Here is a 19,524-nt window from a genome sequence, read left to right as displayed (position 1 = left end):
TAACTCCTTGTTATAAAAAACCCAAAGGCATCCTTGCTTTTGGTTGGAACTATTATCGGTTAAAGTTTGAAATTTTAAAGGGCTTTATTTCAAAAGCAAAATTTAAAGGAGCATGAAAATGGGCTATAATAAAGAAAATTGATACCAAATCTTATTGAATGCAAACACTAAGGGATACCATCAAGGCAAACTTATAGAACAGGGCAACTTTGAAACCCTTATGAAAAAACAGGGATTATTTTACGAATTGTTTTTGAAGCAACAATACTAACGAGCGCTTAAATTGTTTGGTAATTTTGGGTATAATCCCAAAAGATTCAAATTTAAATAAGGAATGCCACCATGTTTGGGAATAAGCAGTTGCAACTTCAAATCAGTCAAAAAGATTCCGAAATTACGGAGTTAAAAAAAGAAATCAATCTCTATCAAAGCCTTTTAAATTTGTGCTTGCATGAAGGTTTTGTAGGTATTAAAAACAATAAAGTCGTTTTTAAGAGTGGGAATCTTGCAAGCTTGAACAATTTAGAAGAACAAAGCGTTCATTTTAAAGAGAATGCAGAGAGCGTTAATTTACAAGGGGTTTCTTATTCTTTAAAAAGCCAAAATATTGATGGCGTGCAGTATTTTTCATTGGCTAAAAACACAAGTTGTGTGGGGGAATACCATAAAAATGATTTGTTTAAGACTTTTTGTGCGAGCTTAAAAGAAGGCTTAGAGAACGCGCAAGAAAGCATGCAGTATTTCCATCAAGAAACCGGTGCTCTTTTAAATGCGGCTAAAAATGGCGAAGCGCATTCTACTGAAGGATTAGGGACCGTTAATAAAACGGGGCAAGACATTGAATCGCTTTATGAAAAGATGCAAAACGCCACTTCGCTAGCGGACTCTCTCAACCAACGGAGCAATGAAATCACTCAAGTCATTTCTTTGATTGATGATATTGCAGAACAAACCAATCTCTTAGCCCTAAATGCCGCTATTGAGGCCGCGCGAGCGGGCGAGCATGGGAGAGGGTTTGCGGTGGTGGCTGATGAGGTGAGAAAACTCGCTGAAAAAACCCAAAAAGCCACTAAAGAAATCGCTGTTGTCGTTAAAAGCATGCAACAAGAAGCGAACGATATTCAAACCAACACCCATGACATTAATTCTATTGTAAGCTCTATTAAGGGCGATGTGGAAGAGCTTAAATCCACCGTAAAAAACAACATGATTGTTGCGCAAGCGGCAAAATACACCATCTACAATATTAATAACCGGGTGTTTTGCGGTCTGGCTAAACTGGATCATGTGGTCTTTAAAAACAATCTTTATGGCATGGTTTTTGGTCTCAACTCCTTTGACATTACCAGCCATAAGAGTTGCCGCTTAGGCAAATGGTATTATGAGGGCGCAGGCAAAGAGAATTTTTCCAACACTTCAGGCTATAGAGCTTTAGAAAGCCACCATGCGAGCGTGCATGCTGAAGCCAATGATTTGGTTAAAGCCATTCAAGAAGACCACATTACCGATTTAAAATACCTAGAGCATAAAGTGCATTTAATGGAAGATAGCGCTAAACATGTTAGAGAAAATATTGATAAGATGTTTTACGAAAAACAAGACGAACTCAATAAAATCATTGAAAAAATTCAAAAAGGCGAATAAATTCCATTCAATGAAGTGTTTTGATGTTTTCTAAATCTTTAGAAGCCCTACGCCATGCCAAACGATACCGCAAAAGAGAGTTGTTTGACTCTTCATTAAAGGATTACGCTTCTAATGATTATTTGGGTTTGAGCGTTAAAAAAGACTTGCTTCAAAACGCTTTTAATAAGCTCCAATCCTTTGTTTCTCATTCCCCCAAGGCTTCCATGCTAGTGAATGGCTACCACCCTTTGCATGCAGAATTAGAAGAACGATTAGCGGATTTGTTGGGGTTTGAAAGCGCTCTTTTAGTGGGGAGTGGTTTTTTGGGTAATCTGGCTTTAATAGACACTCTTTTAGTCAAAAACGCCCTCTTATTCATGGACGAACACTACCATGCAAGCGGTATTTTTAGCACCAAAACGAAGCCTGATCAAGTGGTTTTTTTCTCGCACAATGACGCTAAAGATTTACAACAAAAACTCTTTAACGCTCCTAAAAATAAGCTCAAATTCATAGCCATTGAAGGGGTTTATTCTATGGATGCAAGCGTCGCTCCCTATGATTTTTATGCAATCACTCAAGAGATCCCTAACGCTTTTTTAATCGTTGATGAAGCCCATAGTTTTGGGACTATCGGCGAGAATTTATTGGGTTTTTTAGAATATTATCGCATCAAAGAAAAAGACAAAATCATTAAACTCAGCACTTTCTCTAAAGCGCTTGCGAGCTATGGGGCGTGTATTTTAGCCCCTTTACAAACCATAGAGTTTTTAACCAATCGCGCTAAAAGCGTGATTTACACCACCGCTTTAAGCCTGTTAGACACCGCTTTGACTTTGGCTCATTTAGAATACTTTATCGCGCAAAAACAAGAATTAAAAAATGAGCTTAGCAAACACCAACAGATTATTTTTGAAACTTTAGGTATTAGAACGCTCGCAGGATTTTTTACTTTAGAATTTGAAAGCAATCTTGCTCTTTTAAACGCCCATCATTTTTTGAAAGAAAAGGGGTTTTTAGTGGGAGCTATCCGCCCTCCTACGGTTTCTAAACCCCTTTTACGAGTCTCTTTATCCCTTAAAAACAGCTTAGAAGACACTAAAGAGCTTGCGAACACCCTTTTAAATTATTCTAAAATACAATCTTCTTTTAAGAGTGATTAAATGCTAAAAAAGATTTTTTATGGTTTTATCGTTTTATTTTTGATCATCATAGGGTTGTTAGCCATTCTTATCGCTCAAGTTTGGGTAACTACGGATAAAGATATTGCTAAGATTAAAGATTATCGCCCGGGTATCGCTTCACAGATTCTAGACCGAAAAGGGCGTTTGATCGCTAATATCTATGATAAAGAATTCCGTTTTTATGCGCGTTTTGAAGAAATCCCCCCACGATTTATTGAAAGCCTTTTAGCGGTAGAAGACACCCTCTTTTTTGAACATGGGGGGATCAATTTAGACGCTATCATGCGCGCTATGATTAAAAACGCTAAAAGCGGTCGTTACACTGAAGGGGGCAGCACTCTAACCCAACAACTCGTTAAAAACATGGTGCTCACGCGAGAAAAAACATTAACCAGAAAACTCAAAGAAGCTATCATTTCTTTACGCATTGAAAAAGTCTTAAGCAAAGAAGAAATTTTAGAGCGTTATTTGAACCAAACTTTTTTTGGGCATGGGTATTATGGCGTGAAAACCGCAAGTTTAGGGTATTTTAAAAAACCCCTTGACAAACTCACGCTTAAAGAAATCACCATGTTAGTCGCCTTGCCTAGGGCTCCGAGTTTTTATGATCCTACCAAAAATTTAGAATTTTCACTCTCTAGAGCTAATGATATTTTAAGGCGGTTGTATTCTTTAGGCTGGATTTCTTCTAACGAGCTCAAAGGCGCTCTCAATGAAGTGCCAATCGTCTATAACCAAACTTCCACGCAAAATATCGCTCCCTATGTCGTGGATGAAGTGTTGAAGCAATTGGATCAATTAGACGGGTTAAAAACTCAAGGCTATACCATAAAGCTCACGATAGATTTGGATTACCAACGCTTAGCGTTAGAGTCCTTGCGTTTTGGGCATCAAAAAATCTTAGAAAAAATCGCTAAAGAAAAGCCAAAAACTAACGCCTCTGATGAAGATGAAGACAACTTGAACGCCAGCATGATAGTTACAGACACGAGCACCGGTAAGATTTTAGCTTTAGTGGGGGGGATTGATTATAAAAAAAGCGCTTTCAATCGCGCCACGCAAGCCAAACGGCAGTTTGGGAGCGCGATAAAGCCTTTTGTGTATCAAATCGCTTTTGATAATGGCTATTCCACCACTTCCAAAATCCCTGATACCGCGCGAAACTTTGAAAATGGCAATTATAGTAAAAACAGCGAACAAAACCACGCATGGCACCCCAGCAATTATTCTCGCAAGTTTTTAGGGCTTGTAACCTTGCAAGAAGCCTTAAGCCATTCGTTAAATCTAGCCACGATCAATTTAAGCGATCAGCTTGGCTTTGAAAAAATTTATCAATCTTTAAGCGATATGGGGTTTAAAAACCTCCCTAAGGACTTGTCTATCGTGTTAGGGAGCTTTGCTATCTCACCCATTGATGCGGCTGAAAAGTATTCTTTATTTTCTAATTACGGCACCATGCTCAAACCCATGCTCATTGAAAGCATCACTAACCAACAAAACGATGTCAAAACTTTCACGCCTATGGAAACCAAAAAGATCACCTCCAAAGAACAGGCTTTTTTAACCCTTTCAGTGCTGATAAATGCGGTAGAAAACGGCACAGGGCGTTTGGCTCGCACTAAAGGTTTAGAAATCGCCGGTAAAACCGGGACTTCTAACAACAATATTGACGCTTGGTTCATTGGCTTTACCCCCACCTTGCAAAGCGTGATCTGGTTTGGGAGAGACGATAACACGCCTATTAGCAAAGGAGCGACAGGAGGCGTTGTGAGTGCACCTGTGTATTCGTATTTCATGCGTAATATTTTAGCGATTGAACCTTCTTTAAAAAGAAAGTTTGATGTCCCCAAAGGCTTGCGTAAAGAAATCGTGGATAAAATCCCCTACTACTCAACTCCTAATTCCATCACCCCCACCCCCAAAAGAACAGACGATAGTGAGGAACGCTTGTTGTTCTAATCCTACATGGCTATAGGGACTTTAACATCTCCGTAATTGACAGAATCTTTAAAGATTTCTTCCACTTTAGCCACAAGGATACTCACCGCTTGATTGTCTAATGCCATTTTATGCAACCCTTCGCTCAAAGCGTCCTTATCAAAACCACGCGCGCGCACTAACGCAAACACTTCCTCATTGTTAGGATTGATATAAATCCCTAAACGATCCACATTCATCAAGCTGTCATAAATGGGCTGTGTCATTTGGATAAACATTTCATTAGTGATCTTTTGCTTGATGCGGTTGGATTTAGAAAGGTAAGCCTCTTTGAGTTTATGCACAATATTTTGCGCCACTCTTATTGTCGCTCTTTTGGTAGCGATTTTTTCTATCTCTTCAGTTTTCTTACCATCCACAATGTGCGAGCTATCCACCCCTTGCGTGATATACTCACTGCGATTTTGCAACATCCAATAAGGCACATCTTGCAAGAAAGAATTCCTTTGTGAAGTGTTTGGGCAAGTGCAAGCCTGCAACATCAAAACACCCAATCCGCATAAAACCAATTGCTTGCTTTTTAAAAAAGATTTTTCTAACACGCTATCCCCTTTGATTTTGATTTTACAGAGTGTAACACAAATCTTTAAGATTTAAAACAATAATTAGGTAAAAAAATAAAAAAAAATAAAATGATTGAAACTTTGTTAAAAAAATCAACACGCAGTTGAGCATTAGAATAAGCCGGGTTCTGTCAATGGATGGCCATTTATCTGGGAAATATTTTGCAATATTCCTCAAGCGAAGCGTGTATCAATTTAGACTTACCATGCGCTTCTTGCTACAAATTGGGTTTGCCCAAACAAACTAAATCGCTTTAGCTTTGGTGGGCTCTTACCCCACCCTTTCACCCTTACCTTAAAAAGGCGGTTTGCTTTCTGTGGCACTTTCCCTTAGCTTGCGCTAGCCATCCGTTAGATGGAATTTTGTCTAATGTAGCCCGGACTTTCCTCTATTCTAAAATAGCGACCATCTTCTAATGCGTTAATATATTAGAAAAAAGTAGCTTTAAAAGAGTTTAAAAATTAAGGGTATAGAGAATATTTTTATCATTCTCATAGCTCACAAGGACAAGCTCATCGTTTCTAAACCCCCCAGCGCTGATATTTTTAATCTCTTTAGGCAAGCCATAAACTTCAAGGATCTCTTCTTTTATAGGGTCTATGACTAAAAGCGTGTTAAATTCCTTACTGAACGCATAAAGCTTATTATCCTTTAAAGCCAAAGCGCTAATGACTAACTCGCCCAATCCCCTTTTTTCTTTAAGTTTGGCATTGCCTAATTCTAGTAAAAACTCCCCATGCGCTTGTTTGTCGCTATTACGCATAGAGATGATAATCAAATCCTTATAACGCTTGTTAGGAGCGCTGATTAAATAAGTGAATTTAGCCCCTCTTCTTGCAGCGCTAACATAATAATTTTTCGCCCTAGAAGTTTTCAAGCGGCTGCGTTCCACTTCATCAAAAGAGTTGGCCCCTTCTAAAAAATAAGGGAAGTTTTTAAGCGCATTAGCGTTTTTGTTAGGAGTGATTTCTACGCTCGTTTTATTATTACCCATGATCACAATGTTTTCATCTTCGTTAAAATCCGCCCCCACAAACGCCCCCACCGTCGCGCTATAATAGCTATCCAACACCATATGGCTATGAATGGTTTTCAAATCGTTACTTACAAGATAAAGGCCTTGGTTTTCTGTGGTAAGGATCACCCTGTCTTCATTGAAATTCAAATCTGTGATCGCTCCATTCAATTTTAAAAAAAGCTCTTCTTTTTTCTCAATCTTTAGAGTTTTTGTAATTTCTAAAGGCGAACGCTCATAATCATTATCTTTAGGCAAAGCGCTCAATTTCAAAGGCTCGCCCACATCTCTTCTGCCTAAAACGCTTCTTGGGAATTTCAAATGATTCCAATTCTCCATAGACCAGACCGATTCTTTCAAATTCCACGAAAAACGCACCGGATCGCTTTGGCCTATGTAAGGGAAAGGCCCGGTAGAGAAAAACGCTTGCACAGCGTTAGAACCCACCACCATAAAGAAAACATAAAAAGCGCTTTTTTGGAGCGCGTTTAACGGATAATCTTTAAAAAGTTGGGTATTAGGGGCAAAAAAGAGCAAAACCGCTAAAAACACCACCACGCTAAAAAAGACAAAAAGCGCCCAAAACTGCGTGTGCAAGCCCAAAATAGCGAGCGCGAATCCCTGCCCCACATCTTCTAATGCATGGCTACCGGTATGATAAAAGCTCTCATATAACCCGCTACTAGCCATGAGTAATAGTAAGGCAATGTATTTAGGCTTAAACCCAAAACGCACCACCAAAAGTGCCACAGCCCCTATTAAAATCATGTTGATGCGTTGCGCCCAGCAAAAAATACAAGGCGAATCTTTCAAAACATAGCCAAAATAAAAATTCGCCAAACCCACAGGAAAGATCAAAATCCCTAAAATTGCCAAAGAAAAAAGATTATAAAATCGGGTTTCTTTATCCATGCATCCCCCTATAAATTCATATTAGGCAACACGCTAGAGCTGTGGGCTATAAAAATAATAAGCTCCACCAACCACACCACCATCAAAATCCCAAACGCCCAATTTTCTTTTTCAGGCTTTTTAAACGCTATCAAAATAGTAGCTAGACTCAAAAGCAGTCCTAAAAACTCCATGCCGTTCCTTAAAATTTTCGTAGGATTATACTCAAAAACGGATTATTTGATAAATAAAAAAATTATCTAGTGGATAACTTTTGAGAGAATTATATTAAGGGAGAAAGCCCTAGTTATCCATATTTGATTGAAACAGAGTCAATTTTATCATTTCTTTTTTAACTTCCCATAGATTTTTTTAATTAGAGATAATATTTTAAACAATCTCTCTTGCTTGTTTGTCCTAAGGCTTCTTTTTAATATACCATAACTTTGTGAAGGTTTTAAAATACAAGACAACAAAGAAACATCGTTGCAAAACAAGGGCAGAGCGTTTTTATGCGTCGCATCTGGAAGAAAATAAATTTGTTTAAATTGCTCTTGATCTTGAATACTAGGATTGTCAATAAAGAAATTTACCCATTCTATCACATCATAAATGCCTAAAGAAATTTGACTTTCTTTAAAATATGAAGCATATCCAACAGCCCCTTCTACTATTTTTTCATAAGCTTTAGAGCGGTGTTTTTCACAAGATGAAACGTCTTTTTGATAAATTGGAACGCCATTTTCTACATTTAAAATAGGGTATTCAGGGCTTGTTAGCAAAAACTCCATAAAATCCCAATTATGAAAATAAATGGGTTTAGGGTGTGAAAAAGGTAAGAAACTCACGCAATCATAATTTAAAATTCTTAGGAGATCCACATAGCACCCAAAAACTTCTTTGTTTAAAGCTTTTTGGATTAACCCTTGCGAAGAATAGCCTAAAGTAATCGTATCTACAATAGCGATATTTCCCTCTAAATTTGATGAAGACAAGTATTTTCTGTAATTATCTAAACATTTTAACGCTAAATGGCGGCAGTATTCAAAATTACTATATATGTATATATATGCTTGTTGGTTAGTGGTGATTTGCTTCTTTTTAATTTCTTCTTCTCCTTCTAAAATACGCAAAATTTCCAAACTCTCGCCCTCTACGACTTCTAAAAATACCGCTTTTTTTAAAATTCTGGGAGCATAGACATAAGTAGTTTTATATGAATTTGGATATAAAATATTAAAAATTTTTTGCAATAAATAACCATCTCGCGCAACAAACACTAAAGTATCAATATTTCTTTTATGAATCTCTTTATAGATAAACTGGCAATAAGCAACGGCTGCAATTCCTGCCTGCATCGCTCCCAAAAGAAACCAATAATCAAATTTTTCATGTTTTTGAATATAATTTTTATAAAAAACGCATAAAGATCCTAAAATAAAACTTTGCGCAACACTGGTTGGATTAAATGTTTTGTATTTAGGAAAAACTTCTTCTAATTGTTTCAACACGCTTTTTCTAAATAGCGTCGCTATACCTAAACTTTTAGGCATAGCATCATCTGCCCAAGAATTATCACCGATATGCAACATCTGCGTATTAGTAATATTTTCTTGTTTTAAAACATGCTTAAACAAATCCTTTGAATGTTTAGTGAGCATTATATGGTTACTGAGATAGAAATTTGTATAACCATCAAAACCCTTAGAAATTAAAATATCTTCAAGGACTTCTAAAGGTAAATACATATCTGATACAATAATCACTCTTTTATTGTTCTCTTTAGCGAAACGATAGAGTTCTAACATCTCCAAGTTTGGAACAAGCACCTCTTTTTCAGTGGCGATTTCTACTCCCTTATATGAATGAAACTCTTTTGGGATTTGATGATAAATTTCATCTAGAGTAATGTCTTGTCTTTTACTGATTTCTCTAGATTGCATTTCTGCCAGGATCCTTGCTTGATGAAAACCTTTAATATTATATTTAGTCTCAATATACCAAAATAAATCTGTGGGTTTAATGAAAGGTCTTAGAAGAAGGGTATCAAAAATATCAAAAGAAATCACATCATATTTTAAAATCTCACTTTTTGCCCCATCCAAAAATTTGCGCATACAAGAATCCTTTGTAAAATTTGAGCATTATATCATTTTTTTTTTTTTTCAAAAATACAAAAAAAGGGGAAAAAGCTATAGCTAAAGAAAAATAAGATAAGGAGTTACCCCCTTATTTTTTCAAAGCTTCTAAAGCATGTTTTTTGCCAATTTCAAAGGCTTTTTTGTTGGTGTCAGCGACTTTTGCAGGGACTTTTTTAAGCATGGTGTCTAGCACGATATTTTCTTCTACACATTTAGTAAGCTCCACGGTAATGGCTAACGCTACCACAGATTGCGTGATGATGTTACCCACTTCATCTTTAGCGATACTAATGATAGGGATTTTATAAAGCTGATACTTTTCTTCATCTTCTTTAGTGGGGGTTACTAGATTGGGATCAATGACAACGATACCGCCTTGTTTAATATCGCTTTTAAACTGGTTGTAGCTGATTTGAGCGACTGAAAGCATGAAATCAATCTCGCCCTCTTTAGCATAAGGGAAAATAATTTCATTTCTGTCTAGCAAAATATCCACCTTAGTGGGCCCTCCACGCACTTGCGAAGTGTAAGTGGAAGTCTTAGTGCCATAGCCCCCACTCACGATCTTAGCCTCAGCTAAAATCTCCCCCGCTAACAGCACGCCTTGCCCTCCAACGCCCGTAAATCGTAATTGCGCTTCCATTATTGTTTTCCTTGTGCTTTTTCAATGATTTCTTGATACGCTTCGCAATATTCTTTCCTGTCCGTGTCATGCTTTAAAACGCCTGTAGGGAATTTATCCACCCTTTCTTCAGGGCTCATGGCTTCAAATTGGCGTTTGCTCACCAATCGGCTTTCCATCCATTTTAGCATTTGAGACGCTTCGCCCATTTTATTCTTGCGCCCTAAATTGATATGGCAATTACTATGGACATCAAAGAAGCTAAAGCCCTTGTGCGAGAAACCTTCTTTAAGCACTTTTTCTAATTTTTGAGGGTCTAAAACGCTCTCTCTAGCCACAAAGCTCGCCCCTGCAGCGGTGGTTAAAGCGCATGGGTCAAATTGGTTATCAATATTCCCCCATTGAGCCGTAACCGTCCACATGCCATTAGGCGTGGTGGGCGAAGTTTGGGAGTTGGTCAAACCATAAATGAAATTATTCACTAAAATAAAATTCAAATCAATGTTTCTTCTGCATGCATGCATGGTGTGATTGCCTCCAATAGCAAAGCCATCGCCATCACCAGAAACCACGATCACATGCTTACTAGGGTTAGCCATTTTAATCCCTGTCGCATACGCTACAGCCCTACCATGCGTGGTGTGAACGGTGTTGCAATTCACATACGAGCTCATGCGCCCGCTGCAACCAATCCCACTCACCAAGCACACATCATCCATTTTCCAGCCTAAAGCGTCAATCGTGCGGATAATGGATTTCAAAATCACGCCATCGCCACAGCCCCAACACCACAAAGTGGGTATTTTATCCACACGCAAATATTCATCATAATTAAACGCCATTTTAAAGCTCCTTCAATTTTGCGATGATTTGTTTAGGCGAAATCGTGCGCCCATTGGCTTGCCCCAAGAAATGCACCTTTCTTTGCATAGCCCTTTCAATTTCTTCTAAATACTGCCCTTTATTCAATTCAATCACAAGGATTTTTTCGTATTTATCCCCTATTTCTTTCAAGCGTTTAGCCGGGCTTGGCCATAAGGTTTTGGGCCTGAAAAAGCCGACTTTTTGCTTGCTTTCTTTATGGTAATCTTTCAAGGCTTCTTTAACCGCTAGAGAAACCGAACCATAAGCGATGATAACGATTTCAGCGCCCTCTAAATCCATTTCCTCATTTTCGTTGATAATGTCTTGCTTGGATTCAATCTTATTAAATAATCTGTCAATCAAATCCCCACCGATTTTAGCGTCTTCAGTAGGAAAGCCAATGGGCCCATGGTGCAAGCCTGAAACATGGTAGCGATAACCTTTAAAGAAAGGGTTTAAAACAGCCGGCTCATCTTGTGCGACCCCATAAGGTTTGTAGTCTTTTTTATCGCCCACAAATTCCTTACGATTAATAGTCGTCTTTTGCACTTCTTCTAAATCTGGGATTTGCACCTTACCATACATATGCCCCACGGTTTCATCCATGAGCAAGAATACAGGAGTCATGAGCATTTCAGCCAAATTGAACGCGCGAACGGTCTCTGTGTAAGCTTCTTCCAAACTAGCAGGAGCGAGCGCGACGGCTTTAAAATCCCCATGTATGGGGTGTCTTAAAAAATTCACATCGCCTTGAGCCACACGAGTGGGCATTCCGGTTGATGGGCCTGAACGCATCACATCAGCGATCACTAAAGGGATTTCCGCCATGAAAGAATAACCGATTTGCTCCACTTTCAATGAAATACCAGGCCCAGAGCTCGCTGTCATAGACTTCGTCCCGCTCATGCTCGCCCCTAAAGACACGCTAATCCCACTGATTTCATCTTCCATTTGGATAAAATGGCCGCCGCATTTGGGCAAAGCCACGCTCATTGCATGCATAATATCCGAACTTGGCGTAATAGGATAGCCCCCAAAAAACCGACACCCCACTTCAATCGCCGCTTTAGCGACTAATTCATTCCCATCAGAAATAATCTCACGCATTATTTGCCTCTCCCTTCTAAAATAGTCTCTTCTAAGAGCATGTATTTATTGGCCTTAACCTTTTCGCTTCTTTCTTGGGCTTCTTTAGAAACTTTAGCGAATTTGAAATCCTTTCTGTCAGCCACATAAATCGCAAAATCCGGGCAGTGCAACTCGCATTGCACGCAACCGATACAACTCTCTGGGTAGGCTACTTTGGCCACTTTTCCAAGCACCCTTTCTTTTTCAATCCCCATGCCAAGAACCCCAGCAGGGCATACCGATACGCAAATATCACAACCCTTACACCTGTCTTCATTCACCCAAACGGCAACCCCATCTGGAGCGCTCATTTTAGCCATTCATTCTCCTTTGTGCTAAAAGCTGTATTCTAAAGCCCTAGCAATCAAAATTTGCCTAAAATTGTAGCAAGCCTTTTTTAATAAAATCTAAAATGCTTTAATAGTAAGAACTTAAAATTAAAATGAGAAAATACTAAACACTTTTTACTCAATTTAAAAGAAAAAACGCCCCATTTACCTTAATCTTAAAAATGATTATTAGAAAGATTAATGTTTTTTAAATGCTCTTTATAAGTCGCGCTGAAAGCATGTTTTTTATCCGGCATTTTCACAAAATACAAGAAATCCGTTTTTTTAGGGAAAACCACGGCTCTAATTGCTTCTAAGCTCACGCTCCCTACAGGATTTTTAGGCAAGCCCTTAAATTTATAGGTATTGTAGGGGGTGTTATCGGTTTTAATGCGTTCTTTTGTTACTTTAGTGTGTGAAAATTCCTGATAATTCAAAGCCCCATCCATTTGTAAAGGCATGCCTTTTTTTAGGCGGTTAAAAATCACGCTCGCAATCAAGGGCATTTCTTCAGTATTAGCGGCTTCTTTTTGCACAATAGAAGCGAGAATGATTTTTTCAAACCACTCTTCTTTATGGTAGTATCCAAGCCATTGTTTGCTTAAAGCTTCGTGTTTTTTAAGGGATTGACCGATTAAAGCTTGCATGATTTTAAAAGCGTCCTCTCCTAAGGGCAAATGATAAGTGTCTGGCCATATCACCCCATCTTCTATCACAGATCCATTCAATCGTGGAGCGATGCTTTCATAAGCCTGATTGAGATCGCTTGTTTCTAGTCGGTAAGTCTCGCTCAAAATTTGCGTGAAAAAATAGCGGCTTTCTCCAGGGATTAAAGTCGCGCTTTTTTGCGCCGCTTTTGCTTTAATCAAACGGACTAAAAAATCCCCCTTCCTTAAAGCCCCATCGCCCATATCAATATAACCTTTTTTAGGCATGCCCATTAAGCGTAAAAAAAGCAAATCTAAAGCGTTAATATCCACGCCTTGCTCTTTTAAAGAAAAAAACACTTTTTTGAGCGAACCTTGCGGGACAACCACCACTTTGTTAGGATAAATTGGTATACTTAAATAAAAAAGAATACTGATGAATAAAAGAAAACATGTATCCAAGAAAGTGTTTAATGTCATTATCTTGTTTGTGGCAGTATTCACTCTTTTAGTTGTCATTCACAAAACCCTTTCAAACGGCATTCACATACAAAATTTAAAAATCGGGAAGCTTGGCATTTCTGAATTATACTTAAAACTTAATAACAAGCTTTCTTTAGAAGTTGAACGCCTTGATCTCTCTTCTTTCTTCCATCAAAAACCCACTAAAAAGCGTTTAGAAGTTTCTGATCTGATTAAAAATATCCGTTATGGCATCTGGGCGGTGTCTTATTTTGAAAAGCTTAAAGTCAAAGAAATCATTTTAGATGATAAAAACAAAGCCAATATCTTTTTTGATGGGAATAAATACGAGTTAGAATTCCCGGGAGTCAAAGGGGAATTTTCCCTAGAAGATGATAAAAATATCAAGCTTAAAATCATCAATCTGCTTTTTAAAGATATTAAAGTCCAAGTGGATGGCAACGCTCACTATTCACCCAAAGCTAGGAAAATGGCGTTTAATTTGATTGTCAAGCCCTTAATCGAACCCAGCGCTGCAATTTATTTGCAAGGGCTAACCGATTTAAAAACCATAGAATTAAAAATTAACACTTCTGTAATGAAAAGCCTGGCGTTTTTAAAGCCTCTTTTCCAACACCAATCGCAAAAAAATTTAAAAACATGGATTTTTGATAAAATCCAATTTGCTAGCTTTAAGATTGATAACGCTTTAATCAAAGCTAATTTCACTCCCAGCGAGTTTGTCCCATCACTTTTGGAAAATTCTGTAGTTAAAGCCACTTTGATGAAGCCTTCAGTCGTTTTTAATGATGGCTTATCGCCCATTAAAATGGATAAAACCGAATTGATATTCAAAAACAAACAGCTCCTCATACAGCCCCAAAAAATCACTTATGAAACCATGGAATTAACCGGCTCTTACGCCACTTTTTCCAATTTGTTAGAAGCCCCTAAGTTGGAGATTTTTTTAAAAACGACCCCTAATTATTATGGCGATAGCATTAAGGATTTATTGAGCGCCTATAAAGTCGTTTTACCTTTGGATAAAATCAGCATGCCATCTAGCGCGGATTTGAAACTCACCTTGCAATTCTTAAAAAACACCGCCCCTTTATTTAGCGTTCAAGGCAATGTTAATTTGCAAGAAGGCACCCTCTCGCTCTATAATATCCCCCTTTACACGCAAAACGCTAATATAAGCTTAGATATTACCCAAGAATACCAATACATCTACATAGAAACTACCCACACCCGCTATGAAAACATGCTGGATTTAGACGCTAAAATCGCTTTAGATTTGAATAAAAAAACCCTTTCTTTAGATTCTTTAGTCCATAAAATACGATTCAACACTAACAATAATATCAACATGCGTTCTTATGGCTTGAACAACGACCCAGATAACCCACAGCCTGCTAAATTTTCTTTAGATTTAAAAAGCTTGCATTCTGTTATTCAAGAGGGTGAAAATTCAGAAGTTTTTAGACGAAAAATCATAGACACCATTAAAGCCCAGAGCGAAGACAAATTCACTAAAGACGTTTTCTACGCTACAGGAGACACTCTTAAAAACCTTTCTTTGAATTTTGATTTTTCTAACCCCAACCACATGCAATGGAATGTGCCACAACTTTTATTAGAGGGCGAATTTAAAGATAACGCCTATGTTTTTAGAATCAAAGATTTGAAAAAAATCAAGCCCTATTCCCCTATTATGAAATATTTCGCCTTAGAAGATGGCTCTTTAGAAGTTTCTACGAGCGATTTTGTCAATATTGATTTTTTTGCTAAGGATTTAAAAATCACTTTACCCATCTATCATAGCAACGGCAGTCAATTTAATTCCCTCTCTTTATTTGGCTCTATCAATAAAGATGAAATTTCTGTCTATACTCCAAGCAAAAGCATATCCATAAAAGTTAAGGGGGATCAAAAGGATATTACCCTTAATAACATTGATTTGAGTATTGACGATTTTTTAGATAGCAAGATGCCAGCGATTGCAGGATTATTCTCAAAAGAACGAAAAGAAAAGCCTAGCTCTAAAGAAATCCAAGATGAAGATATTTTCATTAGCGCCAAACAACGCTATGAAAAAGCCCACAAAATTATCCCCATCTCTACACGCATCCATGCTAAAGATATCGTGTTAATCTATAAAAAAATGCCTTTTCCTTTAGAAAATCTTGATATTGTCGCTCAAGATGACAGAGTGAAAATTGATGGCAATTATAAAAACGGCATGATCATGGCGGATTTAGTGCATGGGGCTTTGTATCTTAAGGCCCATAATTTTAGCGGGGATTATATCAATACCATCCTCCAAAAAGATTTCGTAGAAGGGGGCTTATTCACGCTTATTGGGGCTCTTGAAGATCAGGTTTTCAACGGCGAATTGAAATTCCAAAACACAAGCTTAAAGAATTTCGCTCTCATGCAAAACATGGTCAATCTCATCAACACCATTCCCTCCCTCATTGTCTTTAGAAACCCTCATTTAGGGGCTAATGGCTATCAAATCAAAAAGGGATCTGTTGTTTTTGGGATCACTAAAGAATATTTAGGGTTAGAAAAAATTGATCTTATCGGCAAAACGCTTGATATTGCTGGCAATGGGATCATTGAATTAGACAAAAACAAATTGGATTTGAATTTAGAAGTTTCCACTATCAAGGCTTTGAGCAATGTCTTAAATAAAATCCCTATTGTGGGCTATCTTATCTTAGGAAAAGGAGGTAAAATCACCACTAATGTGAATGTCAAAGGCACGCTAGATAAACCTAAAACTCAAGTCACTTTAGCATCAGATATTATCCAAGCGCCTTTCAAAATCTTGCGCCGTATTTTCACACCTATTGACATCATCGTGGATGAAGTCAAAAAAAACATTGATTCAAAAAGGAAATTAAAATGACGCTCAATGAAGCCATTAAAGACAAAGTTTATGAAATCGTAGAAATCGCTAACTGCGATGAAGCTCTTAAAAAACGCTTTCTGTCTTTTGGTATCCATGAAGGGGTTCAATGCATTCTTTTGCATTATTCCATGAAAAAAGCCACGCTTTCGGTTAAAATCAACCGCATTCAAGTGGCTTTAAGATCCCATGAAGCGCAATACCTTCTCATCAAAGAAAGCGTGTGAAAATGGGTTTAAAACGCGCTAAAACTCACCAAAAAGCCCAACAAATCAAAGAACTGCTTTTAAAACATTACCCCAACCAAACCACCGAATTGCACCATAAAAACCCTTATGAATTATTGGTGGCTACCATTTTAAGCGCTCAATGCACGGACGCTAGAGTGAATCAAATAACGCCCAAGTTATTTGAAAAATACCCAAGCGTGAATGATTTAGCCCTCGCTTCTTTAGAAGAAGTTAAAGAGATCATCCAATCCGTTTCTTATTTCAACAATAAAAGCAAGCATTTAATCAGTATGGCTCAAAAAGTGGTTAGGGATTTTAAGGGCGTTATCCCCTCTACGCAAAAAGAATTGATGAGCCTAGAGGGCGTGGGGCAAAAAACCGCTAATGTGGTGCTTTCAGTGTGTTTTGATGCAAACTATATAGCCGTAGATACCCATGTGTTCCGCACGACGCACCGCTTAGGCTTAAGCAACGCTAACACGCCCATTAAGACCGAAGAAGAACTCAGCGATCTTTTTAAAGACAACCTATCCAAACTCCACCATGCTTTAATCTTGTTTGGCCGCTACACCTGCAAGGCTAAAAACCCCTTATGCGGCGCGTGTTTTTTAAAGGAATTTTGCGTTTCTAAAGCTAGCTTTAAAGCGTAGTGGCTTTATTTGTTATAAAATTTATAGTAAAATTAAGATTTTATAATCAAAGTCAAATCATTCTTGAAAGAGTAGGGTTTTATGTCAGAAACAGAAGCCAATAAGTTAAAAATAGCCGAAAAAGAAAAAGAGAAAGCGAATAAAGAAAGAGAACTAGAGCTTTCCACTTATTTAGAAGAACTCATTTGCGATTATAAAAACCTTTTAGACATGGAGATTGTTTTTAGCGCGGAACTTGGCTCTACGCAAATCCCTTTGTTGCAAATTTTGCGTTTTGAAAAAGGCTCTGTGATTGATTTGCAAAAACCCGCCGGAGAGAGCGTGGATACTTTCGTGAACGGGCGGGTGATTGGTAAGGGTGAGGTGATGGTTTTTGAAAGGAATTTAGCCATTCGTTTGAATGAAATCCTAGATTCTAACGCCATTGTGTATTATCTCGCTAAAAATTCATGAGATTGTTATTCTTGTTATTGAGTGCTGCTTTTATGTTACTGGCTGAAGAAAAAATACCTTTAAATGATGACGCTCCCATTAAACTAGCGCATTGGCAAAATGCATTAAAAGAAGTCCAACCTGATTTAAACGCTCAAACAACACCACCCATAAAAGCCGTGCAAACCACGCTCACTTTTGAAGCGCCCTTTAACAAAACGCCTAAAATCATGGAAGTTGAAGGGCAAAAGGTGATCGTTTTAAAAAACGCTAAACTGGATTCTAAAAAAACCATGGATTTTAAAGAAGCCTCTTTGAATGCTTTAGAAATGTTTTCTTACCAAAATGACATCTACCTCTTGTCTAAAAAAGCCACAACAGAATTAGAAATCCAAGCTTCAAACAGCAAGGATAAAAAACGCATCCGCTTTCTTTTTTTACCTAAAGGTTTTCATTTAGCCCCAAGCCATGAAGAACAATCTCAGCATGCCAATCTCGAAAGCCAAGATAAAAAAGAGCGAGCCAAAAGCCCTCTAGAATTAAAACCCCCACTAGATTTAAGCCATGCTTATAAGGCGCTAGCGGTTATTGCTGCCTTACTCTTAATATTGTATATAATCAAAAAAAAAATTGTTCCCACACAAGGGTCTTTTTCTACAAAAGATTTTAAGTTAGAAATTAGTGTTTTGGGTCGTGTTGGTGCGAACCATAAAATCATTTCAATAGAAACCAATAAGGAGCGTTACTTGGTCTTACTAAGCGATAAATACGGCCTGCTTTTAGACAAAATAAGCCCAAAAACATCTAAAGAAGAACTGATTAAAGAAGCTGAAAATAATATAAAGAATTCAAAATTAGGAAATTTATATGCCGGAAAATTCTAAACTACAACCTGCTAAGTTAGGGAAAAATTTTGACCCTGTAGATCATTCTAACAGGAATTTTTTCTTTTCTCTCATTCTGTCTGTATTGTTGCACTGGTTGATTTATTTTTTATTTGAACACAGAGAAGATTTTTTTCCTTCAAAACCCAAGCTTGTTAAATTAAATCCTGAAAATTTATTGGTTTTAAAAAGAGGCCATTCGCAAGATCCCAGTAAAAACACCCAGGGCGCTCCTAAACCCACGCTGGCTGGACCCCAAAAACCCCCAACGCCTCCCACACCCCCAACCCCGCCAACCCCACCAAAGCCTATAGAAAAGCCTAAGCCTGAGCCTAAACCAAAACCTGAACCCAAAAAGCCCAACCACAAACATAAGGCTCTTAAAAAAGTAGAAAAAGTGGAAGAGAAAAAAATAGTAGAGGAGAAAAAAGAAGAGAAAAAAATCGTAGAGCAGAAAGTAGAACAAAAAGTAGAGCAGAAAAAAATAGAAGAGAAAAAACCTGTCAAAAAAGAATTTGACCCTAACCAGCTTTCTTTCTTGCCTAAAGAAGTTGCGCCACCCAGAAAAGAAAATAATAAAGGCTTAGATAACCAAACCAGAAGGGATATTGATGAATTGTATGGCGAAGAATTTGGGGATTTAGGCACAGCCGAAAAAGATTTCATCAGGAATAATTTAAGGGATATTGGGCGCATCACGCAAAAATATTTAGAATACCCTCAAGTAGCGGCTTATTTAGGGCAGGACGGGACGAATGCGGTAGAGTTTTACTTGCACCCTAACGGCGATATTACCGATCTTAAAATCATCATTGGCTCTGAATATAAAATGCTTGATGACAACACCTTAAAGACCATTCAAATCGCTTATAAGGATTACCCACGCCCCAAAACTAAAACCCTCATTCGCATCAGAGTGCGCTATTACTTAGGAGGCAATTAG

18 protein-coding genes, 1 other RNA gene and 1 pseudogene are annotated in these 19,524 nt (G+C 37.9%); 10 read left to right on the top strand and 10 right to left on the bottom strand.

Going from position 1 to position 19,524, the window contains the following annotated elements; all coding sequences use genetic code 11:
- Positions 1-181: 181 nt before the first annotated feature.
- The 4 genes and pseudogenes from DQL14_RS08840 to pbp1a all read left to right on the top strand — a co-directional run.
- A pseudogene (locus DQL14_RS08840) lies at positions 182-271 on the top strand (ABC transporter ATP-binding protein); the annotation flags it as partial.
- Positions 272-342: 71 nt separating this feature from the next.
- The gene (gene tlpD / locus DQL14_RS04190) at positions 343-1,644 is read left to right on the top strand and encodes a chemotaxis chemoreceptor TlpD (RefSeq protein ID WP_108169924.1); all 1,302 of its coding nucleotides are present in this window, start codon (positions 343-345) and stop codon (positions 1,642-1,644) included.
- Positions 1,645-1,667: 23 nt separating this feature from the next.
- Positions 1,668-2,789, top strand: a complete 1,122-nt coding sequence (locus tag DQL14_RS04185) for an aminotransferase class I/II-fold pyridoxal phosphate-dependent enzyme (protein WP_108169923.1) — start codon at positions 1,668-1,670, stop codon at positions 2,787-2,789.
- Positions 2,790-4,769, top strand: a complete 1,980-nt coding sequence (gene pbp1a / locus DQL14_RS04180; protein WP_108169922.1) for a penicillin-binding protein 1A — start codon at positions 2,790-2,792, stop codon at positions 4,767-4,769.
- 2 nt (positions 4,770-4,771) lie between these two features.
- On the opposite strand, the gene DQL14_RS04175 is transcribed toward pbp1a, so the two are convergent.
- The 10 genes from DQL14_RS04175 to mltG form a co-directional block, all read right to left on the bottom strand.
- A complete protein-coding gene (locus DQL14_RS04175) occupies positions 4,772-5,290 on the bottom strand; it encodes a tumor necrosis factor alpha-inducing protein (RefSeq protein WP_232258816.1) in 519 nt (172 codons plus the stop codon).
- 185 nt (positions 5,291-5,475) lie between these two features.
- Positions 5,476-5,791, bottom strand: an RNA gene (gene rnpB / locus DQL14_RS04170) — RNase P RNA component class A.
- Between the two features lie 35 nt (positions 5,792-5,826).
- A complete protein-coding gene (locus tag DQL14_RS04165) occupies positions 5,827-7,299 on the bottom strand; it encodes a disulfide bond formation protein B (RefSeq protein ID WP_108169921.1) in 1,473 nt (490 codons plus the stop codon).
- Positions 7,300-7,307: 8 nt separating this feature from the next.
- Entirely contained in the window at positions 7,308-7,472 is a 165-nt protein-coding gene (locus DQL14_RS08495) for a hypothetical protein (RefSeq protein ID WP_108169920.1), read from the bottom strand.
- A gap of 147 nt (positions 7,473-7,619) precedes the next feature.
- Positions 7,620-9,395, bottom strand: a complete 1,776-nt coding sequence (locus tag DQL14_RS04155; RefSeq protein ID WP_108169919.1) for an HAD-IA family hydrolase — start codon at positions 9,393-9,395, stop codon at positions 7,620-7,622.
- A gap of 112 nt (positions 9,396-9,507) precedes the next feature.
- Positions 9,508-10,062, bottom strand: a complete 555-nt coding sequence (locus DQL14_RS04150; RefSeq protein ID WP_108169918.1) for a 2-oxoacid:acceptor oxidoreductase family protein — start codon at positions 10,060-10,062, stop codon at positions 9,508-9,510.
- A complete protein-coding gene (locus DQL14_RS04145) occupies positions 10,062-10,883 on the bottom strand; it encodes a 2-oxoglutarate ferredoxin oxidoreductase subunit beta (RefSeq protein ID WP_000885323.1) in 822 nt (273 codons plus the stop codon). Before DQL14_RS04145 ends, DQL14_RS04150 begins: the two co-directional genes overlap by 1 nt.
- 1 nt (position 10,884) lies before the next feature.
- Positions 10,885-12,012: a 2-oxoglutarate synthase subunit alpha gene (locus DQL14_RS04140; protein WP_108169917.1), complete on the bottom strand. Its 1,128-nt coding sequence runs from the start codon at positions 12,010-12,012 to the stop codon at positions 10,885-10,887.
- On the bottom strand, positions 12,012-12,353 hold the full coding sequence (locus DQL14_RS04135; protein ID WP_001096895.1) for a 4Fe-4S dicluster domain-containing protein: 342 nt from the start codon (positions 12,351-12,353) through the stop codon (positions 12,012-12,014). Before DQL14_RS04135 ends, DQL14_RS04140 begins: the two co-directional genes overlap by 1 nt.
- Positions 12,354-12,538: 185 nt before the next feature.
- Positions 12,539-13,528 (bottom strand): endolytic transglycosylase MltG, encoded by a 990-nt coding sequence (gene mltG, locus DQL14_RS04130; protein ID WP_108169916.1) that lies wholly within the window; start codon positions 13,526-13,528, stop codon positions 12,539-12,541.
- On the opposite strand from mltG, the gene DQL14_RS04125 reads away from it, so the two are divergent.
- From DQL14_RS04125 to DQL14_RS04100, 6 genes are all read left to right on the top strand, one after another.
- The gene (locus tag DQL14_RS04125) at positions 13,446-16,385 is read left to right on the top strand and encodes a DUF3971 domain-containing protein (protein ID WP_108169915.1); all 2,940 of its coding nucleotides are present in this window, start codon (positions 13,446-13,448) and stop codon (positions 16,383-16,385) included. The two genes, mltG and DQL14_RS04125, sit on opposite strands and share 83 nt — an antisense overlap.
- The gene (locus DQL14_RS04120) at positions 16,382-16,612 is read left to right on the top strand and encodes a FeoA family protein (protein ID WP_021307080.1); all 231 of its coding nucleotides are present in this window, start codon (positions 16,382-16,384) and stop codon (positions 16,610-16,612) included. The genes DQL14_RS04125 and DQL14_RS04120 overlap by 4 nt, the downstream gene beginning before the upstream one ends.
- A gap of 2 nt (positions 16,613-16,614) precedes the next feature.
- A complete protein-coding gene (nth, locus tag DQL14_RS04115; protein ID WP_162296858.1) occupies positions 16,615-17,265 on the top strand; it encodes an endonuclease III in 651 nt (216 codons plus the stop codon).
- Positions 17,266-17,346: 81 nt separating this feature from the next.
- Entirely contained in the window at positions 17,347-17,718 is a 372-nt protein-coding gene (gene fliN / locus DQL14_RS04110; protein ID WP_000004825.1) for a flagellar motor switch protein FliN, read from the top strand.
- Complete coding sequence (locus DQL14_RS04105) at positions 17,715-18,581, top strand: hypothetical protein (RefSeq protein WP_108169913.1); 867 nt, start codon at positions 17,715-17,717, stop codon at positions 18,579-18,581. The genes fliN and DQL14_RS04105 overlap by 4 nt, the downstream gene beginning before the upstream one ends.
- Positions 18,565-19,524: an energy transducer TonB gene (locus tag DQL14_RS04100; protein ID WP_108169912.1), complete on the top strand. Its 960-nt coding sequence runs from the start codon at positions 18,565-18,567 to the stop codon at positions 19,522-19,524. Before DQL14_RS04105 ends, DQL14_RS04100 begins: the two co-directional genes overlap by 17 nt.

The sequence above is a fragment of the Helicobacter pylori NCTC 11637 = CCUG 17874 = ATCC 43504 = JCM 12093 genome, assembly GCF_900478295.1.
GTDB classification, from domain to species: Bacteria; Campylobacterota; Campylobacteria; order Campylobacterales; family Helicobacteraceae; genus Helicobacter; species Helicobacter pylori.
Note: the sequence above shows the minus strand (reverse complement) of the source record. Positions and strands in the feature narration are given on the sequence as shown.